The sequence below is a fragment of the Mycolicibacterium hodleri genome, from assembly GCF_025822245.1.
Taxonomy (GTDB): domain Bacteria; phylum Actinomycetota; class Actinomycetes; order Mycobacteriales; family Mycobacteriaceae; genus Mycobacterium; species Mycobacterium hodleri.
Window position 1 is genome coordinate 221,584 of record NZ_JACKTL010000053.1, and the last position, 17,040, is coordinate 238,623.

Sequence of the window (17,040 nt, forward strand, 5' to 3'; positions counted from 1 at the left end):
CGCATATCCTCGATGAATAGCGGTACGGGGCAGGAGGTGAGCACGGTGGCCGACGACCATGCCCTGACTCAAACGCAGCCGATGCCCGTCATCACCCCCGACGCGGTCGCGCCGGAGAACGCCAAGACCTCCTCGAGTGCATCGCGGCGCGTGCGGGCCCGGCTGGCCCGTCGGATGACCTCTCAGCGCAGCGCGGTGAACCCCGTCCTGGAGCCGCTGGTCGCCGTTCACCGGGAGGTCTACCCGAAGGCCGATCTGGCTCTGCTGCAGCGCGCCTACGAGGTGGCCGAGAAGCGGCACGCCGATCAGTTGCGCCGCTCCGGGGACCCCTACATCACCCACCCCTTGGCGGTCGCCAACATCCTCGCCGAACTCGGCATGGACACGACGACGCTCGTCGCCGCCCTGCTGCACGACACCGTGGAGGACACGGGTTACACCCTGGAGGCGCTGACCGCCGACTTCGGGGTGGAGGTCGGCCATCTGGTGGACGGCGTCACCAAGCTCGACAAGGTGGTGCTGGGCAACGCCGCCGAGGGTGAGACCATCCGCAAGATGATCATCGCGATGGCCCGCGACCCGAGGGTCCTCGTCATCAAGGTCGCCGACCGTTTGCACAACATGCGCACCATGCGGTTCCTGCCGCCGGAGAAGCAGGCCCGCAAGGCACGCGAGACGTTGGAAGTCATTGCCCCCCTTGCCCATCGGCTCGGCATGGCCACGGTCAAGTGGGAGCTCGAGGATCTCTCGTTTGCGATCCTGCACCCGAAGAAGTACGAGGAGATCGTGCGACTGGTGGCCGACCGGGCGCCGTCGCGGGACACCTATCTGGCCAAGGTGCGGGCCGAGATCGCCAACACCGTCAACGCGTCGAAGATCAACGCCACCGTCGAGGGCCGGCCCAAGCACTACTGGTCGATCTATCAGAAGATGATCGTCAAGGGCCGCGACTTCGACGAGATCCACGACCTGGTGGGCGTGCGGATCCTGTGCGACGAGATCCGGGACTGCTACGCCGCCGTCGGCGCCGTCCACTCGCTGTGGCAGCCGATGGCGGGTCGGTTCAAGGACTACATCGCCCAGCCGCGCTACGGCGTCTACCAGTCATTGCACACCACCGTCGTCGGGCCCGAGGGCAAGCCGCTGGAGGTGCAGATCCGCACCCGCGACATGCACCGCACCGCGGAGTACGGCATCGCCGCGCACTGGCGGTACAAGGAAGCCAAGGGCCGCAACGGCGTTCCGGCCAACAACGCCGCCGCCGAGATCGACGACATGGCCTGGATGCGTCAACTCCTCGACTGGCAGCGGGAAGCTGCCGACCCGGGCGAGTTCCTCGAGTCCCTGCGCTACGACCTTGCGGTCCAAGAGATCTTCGTCTTCACCCCCAAGGGTGACGTCGTGACGCTGCCCACCGGGTCGACGCCGGTGGACTTCGCCTACGCGGTGCACACCGAGGTCGGGCACCGCTGCATCGGGGCGCGGGTCAACGGCCGACTGGTGGCGTTGGAGCGCAAGCTCGAAAACGGCGAAGTGGTCGAGGTCTTCACCTCCAAGGCGCTCAACGCGGGCCCGTCGCGGGACTGGCAGACGTTCGTGGTGTCGCCGCGGGCCAAGGCCAAGATCCGGCAGTGGTTCGCCAAGGAGCGACGGGAGGAAGCCCTCGAGTCGGGCAAGGACTCCATCGCCCGTGAGGTCCGCCGCGGCGGACTTCCGTTGCAGCGCTTGATGAATGCCGAGTCGATGGCGGCGTTGGCCAGGGAGCTGCGCTACGTCGACGTGTCGTCGCTCTACACCGCCGTTGGCGAGGGGCACGTCTCGGCGCGTCACGTCGTGCAGCGGTTGGTCGCTCAGCTCGGTGGGGACGAAGAGGCCGAGAACGAGATCGCCGAGCGGTCGACGCCGGCGACCATGCCGGTGCGACAGCGCACCAGCGAGGACGTCGGTGTCGCCGTTCCCGGTGCGCCGGGCGTGCTGACCAAGCTGGCGAAGTGCTGCACGCCGGTACCCGGTGACAACATCCTCGGCTTCGTCACACGCGGCGGCGGCGTCAGCGTCCACCGCACCGACTGCACCAATGCGACGTCCCTGGAGGAGCAGTCCGAGCGCATCATCGACGTCAAGTGGGCGCCGTCGCCGTCGTCGGTGTTCCTGGTCGCCATTCAGGTGGAGGCGCTCGACCGGCACCGGCTGCTGTCCGACGTGACGCGGGTGCTGGCCGACGAGAAGGTCAACATCCTGTCCGCGTCGGTGGCGACGTCCAACGACCGCGTGGCCATCAGCAGGTTCACCTTCGAGATGGGCGATCCCAAGCACCTCGGGCACGTGCTGAACGTGGTCCGCAACGTGGAGGGCGTCTACGACGTCTACCGGGTGACCTCCGCCGCCTGACCGCTTCCGGGGTGGCCGGCGGGGGTTGGGTCAGCGGCCGCGCGTGGTGACAGCGCCGATGCCGGCCGCGAGCAGACAGGCGACGGCGACCGCCGAGGCGAACCACGGGAACACCTCACCCAGCGACCAGTGGGTCGCGGCCCAGCCCGCCGCGATGGTCGGCACGGCCATGGCGCTGTAGGCCATCAGGTAGAACGCCGACATGGTCTCGCCGCGGCGGTCGGCGGGCACCACGTGCGACAGGTGCCGCAGTGAGCCGCCGAAGCCGAGGCCGAACGTCGCGCCGAGGACCGCGGCCGCGGCGAGCACCAGGGGCCAGCTGTGGGTGGCCAGGACCGGGATGGTGAGGACCAGCGCGATCGCCATGCCGACGTCGCCGATGATGGCCGACGGCGCGCCGGTATCCGAGTGGAGAAGAGTTGGACGACGGCGGCGGCGAACGCCGTCGTGCCGACCACCGCGCCGCCGAACGCCAGGTTGTGGACGTGCGTCTGCTGGGCCGCCAGCGACGGATAGAGCGACAGCAGCACCCCGAGCACCGACCACGACGCGGTGGCGCCGAGTGCGGCGAACCAGAAGTCGCCGCGGATCTCGGCGGGCACGGCCGGTTTGGCGATCCGGATGGGCCCACGCGTGCGCGTCAGGTGAGGCTCCCGCAGTGCGAGGACCCCGATGCCGAGGACGGCGCAGATCACCGCGACGATCGCATACGGGGTGCGCATGGGGTGCGGTGCGTATTGCGCCAGCACGGCCGAGCCGACGATCGCGACCGTCATGCCGATGTTGAAGGCCACCCCGCTGAGCTGCCCAGAGCGGACCCCGTGGTGGGGGCGCAGATCCAGCAGGGCCGCCGCTCCGGCCACCACGATCGAGCCGACGGCCGCGCCGTGGATCACGCGGGCGAGCATCAGCATGGCCATGCCGTCGGCGATCAGGAAGACGCCGAGTCCGGCGATCATCGCGACCAGGGCGCCCAGCAGCACGGGTTTGCGTCCGACGACGTCGGAGACCTTGCCGGCGACCAGGACCGCGCCGAGTGCGGCGATGGCGTACACCGCGAAGACCAGGGTGGTGGACAGCGGCGAGAGGTGCCACTTCTCCTCGTACATCCCGTACAGGGGTGCGGGCAGACCGGACACCCCCAGGGCAACGCCGCTGAGGACGAGCAGCAGGGTGTACGCGCCGCGCTGGGTCTCGTCGGTGCGCGGTGCGGCTGCGACCACTGCCACGATTCCTCCTCGAGTCGGCGTCGGTTCGACGAAGGTCGAACCGGGTCAAGGGTACGCTCGGTTGGATGAGCGTCGAACCGGTCGTGAGCCAGAACACGGTGGCGACGCCGTTTCCGACCCGTCCCGTCGCCGGCGTGCAGCAGCTTCTGGTCGCCCTCGCCGACCCGGTGCGGCTGGAGATGGTGCGACGGCTGATGAACGCGCGGGCGCCGATGCCCTGCGCCCGCCTGTACGACGGCATCAACAAGTCAACGGCCACACACCATTTCACGACGCTGCGCGAAGTCGGCCTCATCGAGCGGCTCGTCGTCGACGGGCACACGCTTCAGCGGCTGCGCATCGACGAGGTCGGCGCGGCGGTCCCCGGCCTGCTGGACGCGGTCGTCGCGAAGGCAAACGGCGAAGCCGATTTGCGCGACGCCTAGTCCAGCCTGATCGATCCGATGGTCACGCCGACCGCGGGTGCGCCGTCGTCGCTGCCGTCCTTGACCCCGCCCGCGGCGACGCGGTCGACGACGGCCAGGCCGGTCTCGTCGACCGTGCCGAACACCGTGTAGGTCGGCGGCAACTCGGAGTCCCGGTAGACGATGAAGAACTGGCTCCCGTTGGTGCCCTGCCCGGAGTTGGCCATGGCCAGCGTGCCCCGCGGGTAGACCACCGACGACTGCAGCGCCGGGTCGGCCAACCGGTACTGGTTGGTCGGGTACTCGTTGGGGAAGCGGTAACCCGGTCCGCCGTCACCGGTGCCCGTCGGATCGCCACACTGCAGCAGTCCGAGACTGCTCGAGGTCGTCAGCCGGTGACACGGCGTGTTGTCGTAGAACCCTTGCTGGGCCAGGCTGACGAAGTTGTTGACGGTGCAGGGCGCCTTCCCGTTGTCCAACTCCAGGCCGATCGCACCGCCGGTGGTGGTGATGGTCGCCGCCACGTCTTCGGGCGTGGTGGGGATGCGGCCCGTCCGCGGCGGCTGCACCGGCTTGCCTGCGGGTGCGGTGGTGGCGGGGTACTGGCAGTTGGCCCCGAGGGTCGCCGACGGTTTGAAGGGCGGCAGCGGCTGTCCCGTGGCCGTGGCGCCCGGCCCGCCAGGTGCGCCCGACCGCGAGCGCTGTGCGTTCAGGTCCTCGGCCACGCGGACCAGCACGCCGGCGAGCGCGATCGTGGCGACCACGGCCACCACCGTCAGCGCCGCCACCACGTAGCTGACGACGAGTCCCGCGACGGCCAGTCCGTGACCGCCCTCACGGGTCTTCTTGATCTGGGACAACGACACGTGGCCGAACACGATGCCCAGCGGAAAGAACAGGAACGCGCAGATCAACGACGCGATCGCAAACCCGTTGGTGGTGGGCGGCGGCGGCGCGGGCGGATAGCCCGGAGGGGGCGGGCCGGGCGGCAGCGGCGGATACCCCCCGTACGGCGGGGGAGGCGGGAAGGTCACGGTCGTCGCCCGGTTCGGTCCGGCGTCAGTCCAGCTGGAGTGACTTGATCTGGACGGGCGTCTTCGGCGCACCGTCGTCGGCTCCCCGGTCGCCGGGGACGACGCCGGCCGCGGCGATCTTGTCCAGCGTGGCCAAGCCGGTCGCGTCGATCGTGCCGAACGCGGTGTAGTTCGGGGGCAGCTGCGAGTCCTTGTAGACCAGGAAGAACTGGCTGCCGTTGGACCCCGGCGCACCGGTGTTGGCCATCGCCAACGTGCCACGCGGGTAGACCACCGGCGACTGCAGGGCCGGGTCGTCGGGCCGGTACTGGTCGCTCGGGTACTCGTTGACGAAGCCGTAGCCGGGCCCGCCGGTGCCCTTGCCGGTCGGGTCCCCACACTGCAGGACCGACAGGCCCGGTGACGTCGTCAGGCGGTGGCAGGGGGTGTCGTTGAAGTAGCCCTGCTGCGCGAGGCTGGCGAAGCTGTTCACCGTGCACGGCGCCTTGGCGTTGTCGAGCTGGAGCCCGAGGTTGCCCTCCGAGGTGGTCATGGACGCGCTGATCTGCGCCGGTTCCGTCGGCACCTTGCCCGACCGTGGGGGGTTGTTCTTCTTGCTGGCGGGCTCGCCCGGCGTCGCCGGGTACTGGCAGTCGGCACCGAGGTTGGCCGGGGCGACGAACGGGGGAAGACCGCCACCGGCCGGCGGCGACGTCGACGGCGCGCCGGTCGACGGCGTCGTCGTGTCGGCCGAGGCCTGGGTGTCGGAGTCCTTGCTGGTCAGGACCACGGTCGCGACGACGGCGCCGATGACGAGCAACACGCCCACCACCGAGCCGACGATGGTGACGAGGCGCCGCCTGCGCTCCTGGGCGGCTCGGCGTTCGAGCTGGCGCTCCAATTTGCGCTTGGCCGTTTCCCGCCGCTGTTCGTTGGTCGGCACCGCGGAGTCCTCCTCGTATTCGTGATCGGCAACGAGTGTGCCAGCAATGCCTGAGAAGAGGCGCCGCGACCCACGGGTGGGGTGGATGGGAAACTGGTCCCCGTGTTCCTCACAGGGTTTCCCGCCGGGATGTTGCAGTGCAACTGCTACGTGCTGGCCCCCAAGCAGGGATCCGATGCGATCGTCGTCGACCCCGGCCAGCGGGCCATGGCGCCACTGCGCAAGATCCTCGACGAGAACCGGCTGACTCCGGCCGCCGTCCTGCTGACCCACGGCCACGTCGACCACATGTGGTCGGCGCAGAAGGTCGGCGACACCTACGGGTGCCCGGTGTTCATCCACCCCGAAGACCGCGAGATGCTCACCGACCCCATCAAGGGATTGGGGCCCAGGCTCGCGCAGCGGGCGTTGTCGACGATGTTTCGTGAACCCCGCCAGGTGGTCGAGTTGGACCGTGACGGAGACAAGATCGAGCTGGGTGGCGTCACCGTCACCGTCGACCACACGCCGGGGCACACCAGGGGGTCGGTCGTGTTTCGGGTCTGCCCGGGAACCACCGCTGAGCTGGCCTTCACCGGCGACACCCTGTTCAAGAAGTCGATCGGTCGCACCGATCTCTACGGCGGTAGTGGGCGCGACCTGCTGACGTCGATCGTGTCAAAACTGTTGGTGCTCGACGACGACACCGTGGTACTACCGGGGCACGGTCCCAAGTCCACGATCGGCGACGAGCGTCGCACCAACCCGTTCCTCGAAGGAATCTGAAGTGAAACGTGCCGCACGTGAGTGACTTTCAGGCGCCCAAGGGCGTACCGGATTACCTCCCGCCGGAGTCGGCGCAGTTCGTGGCGGTCCGCGACGGCTTGCTCGACGCGGCCCGTCGGGCGGGTTACGGCCACGTCGAGTTGCCGATCTTCGAGGACACCGCGCTGTTCGCACGCGGGGTCGGTGAGTCGACCGACGTGGTCAGCAAGGAGATGTACACCTTCGCCGATCGCGGTGAACGGTCGGTGACGTTGCGGCCGGAGGGCACCGCAGGCGTCATGCGCGCCGTCATCGAGCACAACCTGGACCGCGGCCAACTTCCCGTCAAGCTGCGCTACTCGGGACCCTTCTTCCGGTACGAGCGGCCGCAGGCAGGTCGGTACCGGCAACTGCAACAGGTCGGCGTCGAGGCCATCGGGGTCGACGATCCCGCTCTGGACGCCGAGGTGATCGCCGTCGCCGACGAGGGGTTCCGCTCGTTGGGCCTCGACGGGTTTCGGCTGGAGCTCACCTCACTCGGCGACGAGACGTGCCGGCCGCAGTACCGGGAGTTGTTGCAGGAGTTCCTCTTCGGTCTCGACCTCGACGAGGACACGCGCCGCCGCGCCGAGATCAACCCGCTGCGGGTACTCGACGACAAGCGTGCGCACGTGCGCGAGATGACCGCCGCGGCGCCGCTGATGCTCGACCACCTCTCCGACGTCGCCAAGCAGCACTTCGACTCGGTGCTGAGCCACCTGGACGCGCTGGGCGTGCCGTATGTGATCAACCCGCGAATGGTGCGCGGGTTGGACTACTACACCAAGACGACCTTCGAGTTCGTTCACGACGGGCTCGGCGCGCAGTCGGGCATCGGCGGCGGTGGCCGCTACGACGGTTTGATGAAACAGCTTGGTGGGCAAGATCTCTCGGGTATCGGCTTCGGGCTTGGCGTCGACCGCACGGTGTTGGCTCTGGCGGCCGAGGGCAAGACGGTGGGGGAGACCGCGCGCGTCGAGGTGTTCTGCGTGCCGCTCGGCGACGCCGCGAAGCTGGTGCTTGCCAAGCTGGCGGGCCAACTGCGCGCGGCAGGCATCCGCGTCGACCTCGCCTACGGGGACCGTGGGCTCAAGGGCGCGATGCGGGCGGCCGACAGGTCCGGTGCGCGGGTCGCGCTGGTGGCGGGTGACCGCGACGTCGACGCAGGCACCGTGGGCGTCAAGGAACTTGGCACGGGGGAGCAGGTCGACGTCGGCGTCGACGCCGTCGTGGCCGAGGTGCTCTCCCGGCTGACCTGACACCGGGGATCGAGCATGCGAGTTCTGGTGCAGCGGGTGACGTCGGCCCGGGTGGTGGTGGACGGTGCCGTGGTCGGTGAGATTCGGCCCGACGGGCAAGGGTTGCTGGCGTTGGTGGGTGTCACTCACGACGACGACGCGGACGTGGCCACCCGGATGGCCGAGAAGTTGTGGCGGCTGCGCATCCTCGACGACGAACGCTCGGCCGCCGACGTCGGGGCGCCCATCCTGGTGGTGAGTCAGTTCACGCTCTACGCCAACACCGTCAAGGGTCGGCGGCCGTCGTGGAACGCGGCCGCACCCCGAGCCGTCGCCGAACCGCTGGTGGCGGCCTTCGGCGAGGCGTTGCGCGGCCTGGGAGCCCATGTCGACACCGGCGTGTTCGGGGCCGACATGGCCGTCGAACTCGTCAACGACGGTCCCGTGACCGTGCTGCTGGAGCTCTGAGGTCGGACCCCGCGGCGTGTAACGCTCCGGTACCGTTCGGCGATGTGAGGATCATGCGAACAGCGACAAGCAAGATCGGGGCAGCCCTGGGAGTGGCGGCTTTGGTGGCCGCCGCAGGACTGGCCTCGCCGGCCACGTCGAACGCCGAACCCGCAGGTCACCAGGTTCGATACACGCTGGTGTCGGCGGGTGACGCGGACTTCGACCTCTTCTACCTGGTGAATCAGCCGGCGGACAAGGCGGCGTACAACGCCGACTCCTACGCCTACCTGAAGAAGGAAGAGGTCACCCTCGCCGCGGGGGTGCCGTGGGTGTTCGAGACGACACTGGCCGATCCGCAGTGGGCCATCCTGACGGTCAGCAGCACCACCCATGGCGGTCGCGCCGCCCCGAACCCACACTGCGACATCGCCGTGGACGGTCAGGTGTCCGTGCAGCAGGATGCACCGTACAACTTGCAGTGCCAGCTCGGTCAGTGGTGACCGGCGCGTAGCTTTTACTTGATTCCGTTGACGGAGTAGGGCTTTCACGTTCCCGGCCGGCGGGGGCGGCCCTTCTCCGGGCATCGGACGGCCCCACGGAACGTGGCCCAGAACGAACTATGGGCTGGCAAGGTTTGCACCTTGCCAGCCCATAGAAGGAAGTTCTTAGATCGCGGTAACTCCGGTGGCCTGGGGGCCCTTCGCACCTTGTCCGACATCGAACTGAACCCGCTGAGCCTCTTCCAGCGAACGGTAGCCGCCGCCTTGGATCTCAGAGTAGTGGACGAAGACATCCGGGGAGCCGTCGTCGGGGGCGATAAAGCCGAAGCCCTTTTCGCTGTTGAACCATTTCACAGTTCCCTGTGCCATACTCTTTTACTTCTTTCATCAGGAGCGGATGTGTCTTACACCCACTGGAAAGTCTACTGCACAAACGCTCTCTCATCTCACTAAAGAACGCGGAATTCGCAGATTGACTTTGCGTCGAACGCATGTTCGAATCGGAGGATGCGGTGGGACGGGCAGGGCGTCGACGTCGACGACGGGTCGTTGCCCGGTCTGCAGCGCATCGGATTCGTCCGGTCGGTGCGAACACCGCAGTTCGAGGGCATGACCTTCCACGAAGTGCTGTGCAAGTCGGCGTTGAACAAGGTGCCCAATAGCAGCGCACTGCCGTTCAGGTTCACGGTCAACGGCTATCGCGGGTGCAGTCATGCCTGTCGGTACTGCTTCGCCAGGCCCACCCACGAATATCTCGACTTCGACAGCGGCGACGACTTCGACACGCAGGTCGTGGTGAAGACCAACGTGGTCGAGGTGCTGCGCCGGGAGTTGGCGCGCACGTCGTGGATGCGCGAGACGGTGGCGCTCGGCACCAACACCGATCCCTACCAGCGGGCCGAGGGCCGGTACGCGTTGATGCCGGGAATCATTGGGGCGCTGGCCGATTCGGGCACGCCGTTCTCGATCCTCACCAAGGGCACGCTGTTGCGGCGAGACCTCCCGTTGATCGTCGACGCCGCCAGGGCCGTCGACGTCAGCGTTGCGGTTTCCTTGGCCGTGGGTGATCCGGACCTGCACGCCGACGTGGAACCCGGCACGCCGTCACCGCGCGCCCGGCTGGACTTGATCCGGGCAATCAGCGAAGCAGGCCTGAACTGTCACGTGATGATTGCGCCCGTACTGCCGATGCTCACCGATTCGGTCGAGCACCTCGACGGATTGCTGGCGCAGGTCGCCGAGGCGGGTGCCGCCAGCGCGACGGTGTTCGGGCTGCATCTGCGCGGGTCGACGCGCGGCTGGTTCATGGGCTGGCTGGCTCGGTCGCGGCCCGAGCTGGTCGGGCGCTACCAAGAGTTGTACGGCAAGGGCGCGTACCTGCCGGCGAGTTATCGCGACGAGTTGCGCGAGCGTGCCGCACCGCTGCTCGCCACACACGGCCTGGCGGGCGACCACCGGTCGTTCCGACTGGCGTCCACGCCGCCGCCAACGCCGCTGCCCGCCGCGGCGGACCTGCAGCCAACGCTGTTCTGACCGCGGCGGTCTCTCGCCAATCTCCACGTAATGTTCAAGCAATAGTGCTGTCGGACGGGCACATTGGTGACATGCCTCCTGCCGACCCCCGCCCCGGCGTTCGCTCGCGAATCGTCTCGGCCGCGCCCACCATCGGCACCGCGGTCGAAATCGTGGGCATCGCAACGTCACCCGTGATCGCGTCATACCTGGCCAACGACTTCGGGCTCGTCGCGGTCGGCGGGTACTTCGTTCTGGCGGGCCTCGTGAGTTTCGTGATCTCGCTGATCACGTGATCCGCTGCGGCCGGGGCCGACCCACCTAGGCGACTCGTCGTGGGTCGCACCCCTCCGAATCGTCGGCCTTGCTGAGGGCGCGGCGCAGCGCATGCCTGCTTCGGTGCATTCTGGTGAGTACCGTGTTGGTCGACACCCCGAGTAGTTCGGCGGCGTCTCTGCACCGCATGTCGCCGACGACGACGTGAAACACGGTGGCGCGCATCTCCTCCGACAGTCCGGTCAGTGCCGCCACCAGTTCCGGATCGATCTGGTCGCGCAGCACTTCCTGTTCGGCGGACGAGGTCGCGTACGGGTCGGCGACCGTCGGACGGTGGTCGACGTCGGTCATGTCGGCCACGAGCGTCTCGGGTCGGCGTTTCGCCGCGCGGCAGCTGCTGAACCACGTGTTCCTCATGATCGTGAACAACCACGCCTTGACGAACGTCTCGGGGCGAAGTTTGTCGTAGCCCTTGAATGCCCTCAGCATCGTGTCTTGGACGAGATCCTCGGCGTCCGGGGAGTTTCGGGTCAGGCCCACGGCGTATCGGTGCAATTCCGCGCGCAACGGCGCCACGTCGTCGTCGAACGATCCGGTGAGGCGGTCGGGCCGGGTGGCTGTCATGGGTTCCATGGTGGCCACCGGGGCACGCCCCCACGTGAAGATTTCGTGGAGATTTCCTAAAGCTCGGCGGGCTGGGCGTACAGCCGTCTGACAGCATCATGCGCCCCGGGTTGGGCTCCCATGCAACGAAATTGGGGAGCGGACCGAAGTGTCGTGCCCCGGTTACTCCCCGATGCTCGCGGTCAACGATCCCAGCAGACTCAGGGCGTCGGCACTTGGCGAGCCGGGTTCGGCGTTATAGACGACGAGCTCCTGGCCCGGAGCGGACCGAATGTCGAAGGCCTGCATCGTCAGCGTGATCCGGCCGATGTCTGCGTGCTGGAAGCGCTTCTGGCGCAGACTCTTTCCCCGCACGTCCTGGCCGCGCCACAGATCGGCGAACTCGGCGGACTCGGCCGACATCTGCGCCAACACCTCGCGCACCCGTGGATCGGTCGGGTGTCTGCCGTGGTTGAACCGGAAACCGGCCACGGCGTCGGCGGCGACGTCCGCCCAGTCCACGTAGAACGACCGAGCGCGCGGGTCGCCGAACACCACCTCGAGCAGATTGTGCGAGTGCGGCCACCCGCCGAAGAGCGCGTCGGCCATCGGGTTCGTCGCCAGCACGTCGTAGGCGAGGTCGTAGATCAGTGCCGGGTTGTGCGGCCACGCCGCCATCAGGGTGACGAGGGCGGGGTCGACCGCGTTGGAGGCAGGGGTCGCCGCCGTGACCGCAGCACCGGCGAGCCGGAACAGGTGGTCGCGGGCGTCGTCGGTCAACTGCAACGCCGTGGCGAGGCAGGAGACGACCTCGGCGGAGGGGTGGCGTTCGCGGCCCTGCTCCAGCCGGGTGTAGTAGTCCGGGCTGACGCCGGCGAGCAAGGCGACTTCCTCGCGTCGTAACCCCGGTACCCGGCGGCGCCGCCGCGAGTGGGGACCCAGGCCGACGTCGTCGGGGGTGACCTGCGCGCGGCGCGCACGCAGGAAGGCGCCGAGATCGGCTCCCTGGCGAGAATCCGGCATGGGTTCACGGTACGGAAGGTGCGACCGCTCAGCCTGGGTGCGTCGCACCCAGGCAACGCGCGGCCTTCCGCACGTGCCCCGTCGTCGGCAAGGTGGTGGCCATTCAGAGAAACGACGAGGAGGAACCACCCATGGCCACCACCCACCAGAAGATCGCCTTCGTCACCGGTGCCAGCAGCGGTATCGGGCGTGCGATCACCGAACGTCTCGCCGCCGACGGCCACCACGTGATCGCCGCCGCCCGACGCACCGACCTCCTCGACGAACTCGCCGCGGGGACCGACGGCATCGAGGCGTGTGCGCTCGACGTCACCGACGTCGAGGCGGTGCGCGCCGCCGTGAACGCCACCGTGGCGCGGCACGGCAGACTCGACGTGTTCGTCGCCAACGCGGGCGTGATGCCGCTCTCGCGCCTGGACGCCGGATTGGTGGACCAGTGGAATCACATGATCGACGTGAACGTCCGCGGGCTGCTGCACGGGATTGCCGCGGTGTCGGGCCCGTTCGACGAGCAGGGGAGCGGCCACTTCATCACGATCGCGTCCATCGGAGCCCACGAGGTGAGTCCGACGGCGGCGGTTTACTGCGGCACCAAGTACGCGGCGTGGGCGATCACCGAGGGTCTTCGGCTGGAGTCGCCCCCGGGCATTCGCGTCACCACGGTGTCGCCGGGCGTCGTCGAATCGGAACTCGCACACACCATCACCGATCCCACTGCGCAGCAGGCCATGTCGGAGTACCGGCGACATGCCATCCCGGCGACGGCGATCGCCGATGCCGTCGCCTTCGCGGTGTCGCAGCCGCCCGAGGTCGACGTCAACGAGATCGTGGTGCGTCCGGCGAACCAGCGTTGAGCGTTGGGAGGCGGGACTAGTCTTCGGACATGGTGATGCAACGATGACGGTGGTGTTGGTCCACGGCGTGCCCGAGACCGCTGCGGTGTGGGATCTGTTGGTCGACGAGCTGACCGCGCTGGGTGAGTCGGACGTTCGCAGGTTGTCGCCGCCGGGATTCGGGGCGCCGGTTCCCGACGGGTTCGCGGCCACGATGGATGGCTACCGCGACTGGCTCGTCGCGGAGCTCGAGTCCGTCGACGGGCCGGTCGACCTCCTCGGACACGACTGGGGTGGCGGGCACGCCCTGAACGTCGTCATGGCCAGGCCGGAGTTGGTGCGCACCTGGGTGTCCGACGTGCCCGGGGTACTCGACGCCGAGTACGTCTGGCACGACCTGGCGGAGGCGTGGCAGACGCCCGAGGTGGGTGAGGCGGCGGTGTCCGACTTCACGGCGATGGCCGACGCCGACCGGGTCGAGTTCCTCGTCGGCTCGGGCATGTCGGCCGACATCGCGAGCCGGGTCTCGCCTGGCATCGACGAGGCGATGGGCCGGTCGATTCTGACGCTGTACCGCTCGGCGGCCCAACCGGCCGCGGCGACGGCGGGGCGGAACCTCGAGGCCGCCGCCGCCCGCCCCGGGCTCGCGTTGCTGCCGTCCGAGGACCACTTCGTCGGCACCGATGAGCAGCGGCGACGCGCCGCGGCCCGTGCGGGCGCCCGGGTCGAGGTTCTCCAGGGGCTGGGCCACTGGTGGATGACGCAGGACCCCGCCGTCGCCGCGCGGCTGCTCGTCGACTTCTGGTCGACCCACCGCTAGATCTTCAGATACCCCTTGTCGGCCGGGATTTGGGCGGCCGTCACCAGTGACGACGCGTCGCTGGCGAGCCACACGACGACGTCGGAGATCAGGTTGGGTGCGGCCAACGAGTCGGTGGGCAGGGCCCCTGGCGAATAGCTGTGAATGAAGTTGGGATGGGCGGCAAACATCTCGTACATCGAGACGTCGTTGCCCATCGGCGTGTCGGTGCCGTAGGGGTGCACGGAGTTGACCCGGATTCCGAACTCGCCCAGCTCGACGGCAAGGGAATTGGTGAGACCGACGACGCCGAACTTCGACGCGCAATAGTGCCCGCAACCGGGGACGGCCTTGATGCCGGCGGCCGAGCTGACGGTGACGATGGACCCGCCGTTGCCTGCCGCGATCATCGCGGGCACGGTGGCCCTGATGGTGTTCCACACCCCGGTGAGGTTGGTGTCGATGGTCTCCTGCCACTGCTGTGGCGAAATCTCCCACAGCCGGCCCCAATTCAGTACGCCGGCGTTGGCCACCACGACGTCGAGCCGGCCGAATCGTTCGACTCCCTCGGCGACGACGCGTTGCTGGCCCTCGGCGTCGCGGACGTCGACCTCCGTGGCCAGGATCTTGCGGCCCTCGCCCTCGACCAGGCTGACGGTCTCCGCAAGGTCCTGCGGCGTCGACGGTTCGTAGCCGTTGCTCGCGGCGACGGGACCACAGGCGTCGATCGCGATGACGTCGGCTCCGGCGCGCGCCAACCGCACGCAGTGTGAACGTCCCTGCCCGCGGGCGGCGCCGGTGACGTAGGCGACCTTGCCGGCCAGCGGTTGATCGCTGCTCGTCATGCCAGTTGCTCCTTCGGTCGAACGATCGCGGGGGACGCTACGCGGCTGCTCGTGTCGTAGTCGGTCAGCGGCGAGCGCCGCGCGAATCGCCGTGAGCCGGTGATGGTCTGGGGACGGTGGTAGACCGTGTCGCGTTGGGAGTTGACGAAGTACGTGTTGAGGGTGGGGTTGCAGTCGGTGAAGTACAGCCGCGCGGTCTTGCCGCGGCGTTCCATCAGGACGTTCCACCGGTTGAACGCATCCTGGCTGACCGCGGCGACCTGCTCGCCCCGCCGGCGCGTCTCGTCGATGATCCGCACGGCGTGCAGGGCCGTCGTCTCGACGAAGTCGGGCCACGCGAATCCGACGAAGCCGAGCGGTCCGACGATCTCCCACCGGTTGGGCAACCGGGGGTGCACCGTGCCGGCGTAGGCCCGCAGGCCGTGGCTCCGGTAGTACTCGGCGAGGTCGAATCCGTTGGCACCCAGTACCGTTCCCGTCCGATACGTCTCGGGATCGGTCCACAGCTCGTAGCCGGTGGCCGCGACGATCAGGTCGACGGGATGGTCGACGCCGTCGGTCGTGCGGATGCCGTCGGCCGTGATGCGGTCGATGGGCGTGGTGATCAGATGCGTCGACGGATCGTTGAGCGCGGTGAGGAATGCACTGGAGATGACGGGCCGCTTGGCCATGATGCCGTAGCGCGGCACCAGGGCTCGCCGAGTCCGGGGGTCCTTCACGACCGCGCGCAGCAGCAACCGGTACAGGGCCCGGCAGTACGCGTCGTAGAACGGCACGAGGCGGACCAGCAGGCGGTCGGGGAGGCGGGCGAACACGTGCACGATGGGTGCGATCATGGCGAGGTCCATCAGGGCGCGGCCGGCGGCGTTGACGGCCGGGACGACGCCGGGTACGCGCAGTGCGCGCCGCATCAGCGGCGGGATGTCGAAGTCGACCTTCGGCAGCACCCACGCCGGAGTGCGTTGGTAGACGTCGAGATTCGCCACCTGGGCGGAGAGTGCGGCGGCGATCTGCACACCGCTGGAGCCGGTGCCGATGACGGCGACGCGCTTGCCGCGGGTGTCGTAGGAGTCGTCCCAGGAGTTGGGCCGCAAGACGGTCCCGGTGAAGTCCTCGATCCCGTCGACGTCGACGGCCTGCTTCGCGTTGACGTAGCCGCCCACCGAACTGACGAGGAAGCGGGCGGTGAGCTCCGGTTGGTCACGGATGGTCAGTCGCCACAGGCCCGCGGTGTCGTCCCACTGCTGGCGCAGCACCTCGGCGCCGGTGCGCAGTCGCGGGTAGAGGTTCAGCCGGGTCGCGGTGTCGCGCAGGTAGGCCTGGATCTCGGGGCCGGGTGCGAAGAAGCGCGTCCAGTCCGGGTTCGGGGCGAAGGAGAGCTGATACCACAGCGTGGGGATGTCCACGGCGAGGCCGGGGTAGTGGTTGTCCCGCCAGGTGCCGCCGACGTCGTCACCGCGTTCGAGGATGACGAAGTCGTCGATTCCCTTGAGCTGCAATTGATGCGCGACGGCGATGCCGCCCGGTCCCGCGCCGATGACGGCGACCTCGACGTCGGGTCGAATCATGGGGTGCCTCCGGTGAGGCCGGCCACGGCGTGGTCTACCACGAAACGTCGGACGGCTCTTGGGTTGTCGAGGTTGACGCCCATTGGCGGCAGCAGTTCGAAGCTGAACAGGATGCGCACGATCCACTCACCGGCCCGCGCGGGATCGGTCGACTGGGCCACCTCGTGGTTGCCCTTCGCGGCCTTCACCAGGGGTTTCCACAGGTCGACGGCCCGGCGCATCAGGTCGTCGCCGGTGTTGCGAAGTAGCAGCAGCAGGATGCTCTCGTTGACCCCGCGGGGCGTGACGGAGTCCGAGCTCTGACGGTGGGCGCAGATCAGCACGGCGGCGGCCGCGACCTGCTCGGCGAGGGTGTCGTAACGGTCCACTTCGGCGGCCATGGCGTCGACGAAGGTCGACGAGAGGTGGTCGAGCGCGATTCTGATGGCGTCGTCACGGCTGCCGAAGGCGTTGTGCACCGTGCCGCGGGACACTCCGGCTGCCTCGGCGACCGCGGTGAGGCTGAATTGCCGTGGGCCCAAGCGGCGTAACGTGTCGCTGTTGGCCGTCGCCAACGCCGAGGACACCATTCGAGGAGATGCCGCTCCGTCGCCCATTTGAACACATTAGCGATATGTGTTCAACGCGGTC

Annotated in this window: 18 protein-coding genes and 1 pseudogene; 10 read left to right on the forward strand and 9 right to left on the reverse strand. The window is 68.6% G+C overall.

The window, feature by feature from the left end; all coding sequences use genetic code 11:
• Window positions 1-81: 81 nt before the first annotated feature.
• The gene (locus tag H7J06_RS23485; protein WP_264041756.1) at window positions 82-2,391 is read left to right on the forward strand and encodes a RelA/SpoT family protein; all 2,310 of its coding nucleotides are present in this window, start codon (window positions 82-84) and stop codon (window positions 2,389-2,391) included.
• A 30-nt stretch (window positions 2,392-2,421) separates the two neighbouring features.
• Here the strand turns inward: H7J06_RS23485 and H7J06_RS23490 are convergent.
• A pseudogene (locus tag H7J06_RS23490) lies at window positions 2,422-3,620 on the reverse strand (MFS transporter).
• Window positions 3,621-3,685: 65 nt separating this feature from the next.
• On the opposite strand from H7J06_RS23490, the gene H7J06_RS23495 reads away from it, so the two are divergent.
• Window positions 3,686-4,045: an ArsR/SmtB family transcription factor gene (locus tag H7J06_RS23495; RefSeq protein ID WP_264041675.1), complete on the forward strand. Its 360-nt coding sequence runs from the start codon at window positions 3,686-3,688 to the stop codon at window positions 4,043-4,045.
• Here H7J06_RS23495 and H7J06_RS23500 read toward each other — a convergent pair.
• Window positions 4,042-5,058 (reverse strand): peptidylprolyl isomerase, encoded by a 1,017-nt coding sequence (locus H7J06_RS23500; protein ID WP_264041676.1) that lies wholly within the window; start codon window positions 5,056-5,058, stop codon window positions 4,042-4,044. The two genes, H7J06_RS23495 and H7J06_RS23500, sit on opposite strands and share 4 nt — an antisense overlap.
• Before the next feature lie 25 nt (window positions 5,059-5,083).
• A complete protein-coding gene (locus H7J06_RS23505) occupies window positions 5,084-5,980 on the reverse strand; it encodes a peptidylprolyl isomerase (protein ID WP_264041677.1) in 897 nt (298 codons plus the stop codon).
• 102 nt (window positions 5,981-6,082) lie between these two features.
• Here H7J06_RS23505 and H7J06_RS23510 point away from each other — a divergent pair, with 102 nt between their 5' ends.
• From H7J06_RS23510 to H7J06_RS23525, 4 genes are read left to right on the forward strand one after another with little or no spacing between them, the layout of a single operon-like run.
• Window positions 6,083-6,745, forward strand: a complete 663-nt coding sequence (locus tag H7J06_RS23510) for an MBL fold metallo-hydrolase (protein WP_264041679.1) — start codon at window positions 6,083-6,085, stop codon at window positions 6,743-6,745.
• 17 nt (window positions 6,746-6,762) lie between these two features.
• Window positions 6,763-8,022: a histidine--tRNA ligase gene (gene hisS / locus H7J06_RS23515; protein WP_264041680.1), complete on the forward strand. Its 1,260-nt coding sequence runs from the start codon at window positions 6,763-6,765 to the stop codon at window positions 8,020-8,022.
• Window positions 8,023-8,037: 15 nt separating this feature from the next.
• Window positions 8,038-8,469: a D-aminoacyl-tRNA deacylase gene (dtd, locus tag H7J06_RS23520; protein ID WP_264041681.1), complete on the forward strand. Its 432-nt coding sequence runs from the start codon at window positions 8,038-8,040 to the stop codon at window positions 8,467-8,469.
• 53 nt (window positions 8,470-8,522) lie between these two features.
• Window positions 8,523-8,951 (forward strand): Rv2576c family protein, encoded by a 429-nt coding sequence (locus H7J06_RS23525; RefSeq protein WP_264041682.1) that lies wholly within the window; start codon window positions 8,523-8,525, stop codon window positions 8,949-8,951.
• Window positions 8,952-9,116: 165 nt separating this feature from the next.
• On the opposite strand, the gene H7J06_RS23530 is transcribed toward H7J06_RS23525, so the two are convergent.
• A complete protein-coding gene (locus H7J06_RS23530; RefSeq protein ID WP_056548397.1) occupies window positions 9,117-9,320 on the reverse strand; it encodes a cold-shock protein in 204 nt (67 codons plus the stop codon).
• Between the two features lie 138 nt (window positions 9,321-9,458).
• On the opposite strand from H7J06_RS23530, the gene H7J06_RS23535 reads away from it, so the two are divergent.
• Window positions 9,459-10,484, forward strand: coding sequence for an Rv2578c family radical SAM protein (locus tag H7J06_RS23535; RefSeq protein ID WP_264041683.1), 1,026 nt, complete (start codon window positions 9,459-9,461; stop codon window positions 10,482-10,484).
• 71 nt (window positions 10,485-10,555) lie between these two features.
• The gene (locus H7J06_RS23540) at window positions 10,556-10,759 is read left to right on the forward strand and encodes a hypothetical protein (RefSeq protein WP_264041684.1); all 204 of its coding nucleotides are present in this window, start codon (window positions 10,556-10,558) and stop codon (window positions 10,757-10,759) included.
• Window positions 10,760-10,784: 25 nt separating this feature from the next.
• Here H7J06_RS23540 and H7J06_RS23545 read toward each other — a convergent pair whose 3' ends face one another.
• Both H7J06_RS23545 and H7J06_RS23550 read right to left on the reverse strand, forming a co-directional pair.
• Entirely contained in the window at window positions 10,785-11,363 is a 579-nt protein-coding gene (locus H7J06_RS23545) for an RNA polymerase sigma factor (protein ID WP_264041685.1), read from the reverse strand.
• A 162-nt stretch (window positions 11,364-11,525) separates the two neighbouring features.
• A complete protein-coding gene (locus tag H7J06_RS23550; RefSeq protein WP_264041686.1) occupies window positions 11,526-12,365 on the reverse strand; it encodes a helix-turn-helix transcriptional regulator in 840 nt (279 codons plus the stop codon).
• A 131-nt stretch (window positions 12,366-12,496) separates the two neighbouring features.
• Here H7J06_RS23550 and H7J06_RS23555 point away from each other — a divergent pair, with 131 nt between their 5' ends.
• On the forward strand, window positions 12,497-13,219 hold the full coding sequence (locus H7J06_RS23555) for an SDR family oxidoreductase (RefSeq protein WP_264041687.1): 723 nt from the start codon (window positions 12,497-12,499) through the stop codon (window positions 13,217-13,219).
• Between the two features lie 43 nt (window positions 13,220-13,262).
• Window positions 13,263-14,018 carry an alpha/beta fold hydrolase gene (locus H7J06_RS23560; protein ID WP_264041688.1) on the forward strand — a complete coding sequence of 252 codons (756 nt, stop codon included), beginning with the start codon at window positions 13,263-13,265 and terminating at the stop codon, window positions 14,016-14,018.
• On the opposite strand, the gene H7J06_RS23565 is transcribed toward H7J06_RS23560, so the two are convergent.
• From H7J06_RS23565 to H7J06_RS23575, 3 genes are read right to left on the reverse strand one after another with little or no spacing between them, the layout of a single operon-like run.
• Entirely contained in the window at window positions 14,015-14,842 is an 828-nt protein-coding gene (locus H7J06_RS23565; RefSeq protein ID WP_264041689.1) for a mycofactocin-coupled SDR family oxidoreductase, read from the reverse strand. The two genes, H7J06_RS23560 and H7J06_RS23565, sit on opposite strands and share 4 nt — an antisense overlap.
• Window positions 14,839-16,410, reverse strand: a complete 1,572-nt coding sequence (locus tag H7J06_RS23570; RefSeq protein WP_264041690.1) for a flavin-containing monooxygenase — start codon at window positions 16,408-16,410, stop codon at window positions 14,839-14,841. The genes H7J06_RS23565 and H7J06_RS23570 overlap by 4 nt, the downstream gene beginning before the upstream one ends.
• Window positions 16,407-17,006, reverse strand: a complete 600-nt coding sequence (locus tag H7J06_RS23575) for a TetR/AcrR family transcriptional regulator (RefSeq protein ID WP_264041692.1) — start codon at window positions 17,004-17,006, stop codon at window positions 16,407-16,409. Before H7J06_RS23575 ends, H7J06_RS23570 begins: the two co-directional genes overlap by 4 nt.
• Window positions 17,007-17,040 lie beyond the last annotated feature (34 nt).

What these genes read in the sequence shown, in the direction of transcription:
- H7J06_RS23485 (WP_264041756.1), top strand. Translation starts at nt 82, where the DNA reads ATGCCCGTCATCACCCCCGACGCGGTCGCGCCGGAGAACGCCAAGACC.
- H7J06_RS23495 (WP_264041675.1), top strand. Translation starts at nt 3,686, where the DNA reads ATGAGCGTCGAACCGGTCGTGAGCCAGAACACGGTGGCGACGCCGTTT.
- dtd (WP_264041681.1), top strand. Translation starts at nt 8,038, where the DNA reads ATGCGAGTTCTGGTGCAGCGGGTGACGTCGGCCCGGGTGGTGGTGGAC.
- H7J06_RS23525 (WP_264041682.1), top strand. Translation starts at nt 8,523, where the DNA reads ATGCGAACAGCGACAAGCAAGATCGGGGCAGCCCTGGGAGTGGCGGCT.
- H7J06_RS23530 (WP_056548397.1), bottom strand. Translation starts at nt 9,320, where the DNA reads ATGGCACAGGGAACTGTGAAATGGTTCAACAGCGAAAAGGGCTTCGGC.
- H7J06_RS23535 (WP_264041683.1), top strand. Translation starts at nt 9,459, where the DNA reads ATGCGGTGGGACGGGCAGGGCGTCGACGTCGACGACGGGTCGTTGCCC.
- H7J06_RS23540 (WP_264041684.1), top strand. Translation starts at nt 10,556, where the DNA reads ATGCCTCCTGCCGACCCCCGCCCCGGCGTTCGCTCGCGAATCGTCTCG.
- H7J06_RS23545 (WP_264041685.1), bottom strand. Translation starts at nt 11,363, where the DNA reads ATGACAGCCACCCGGCCCGACCGCCTCACCGGATCGTTCGACGACGAC.
- H7J06_RS23550 (WP_264041686.1), bottom strand. Translation starts at nt 12,365, where the DNA reads ATGCCGGATTCTCGCCAGGGAGCCGATCTCGGCGCCTTCCTGCGTGCG.
- H7J06_RS23555 (WP_264041687.1), top strand. Translation starts at nt 12,497, where the DNA reads ATGGCCACCACCCACCAGAAGATCGCCTTCGTCACCGGTGCCAGCAGC.
- H7J06_RS23560 (WP_264041688.1), top strand. Translation starts at nt 13,263, where the DNA reads ATGACGGTGGTGTTGGTCCACGGCGTGCCCGAGACCGCTGCGGTGTGG.
- H7J06_RS23565 (WP_264041689.1), bottom strand. Translation starts at nt 14,842, where the DNA reads ATGACGAGCAGCGATCAACCGCTGGCCGGCAAGGTCGCCTACGTCACC.
- H7J06_RS23570 (WP_264041690.1), bottom strand. Translation starts at nt 16,410, where the DNA reads ATGATTCGACCCGACGTCGAGGTCGCCGTCATCGGCGCGGGACCGGGC.
- H7J06_RS23575 (WP_264041692.1), bottom strand. Translation starts at nt 17,006, where the DNA reads ATGGGCGACGGAGCGGCATCTCCTCGAATGGTGTCCTCGGCGTTGGCG.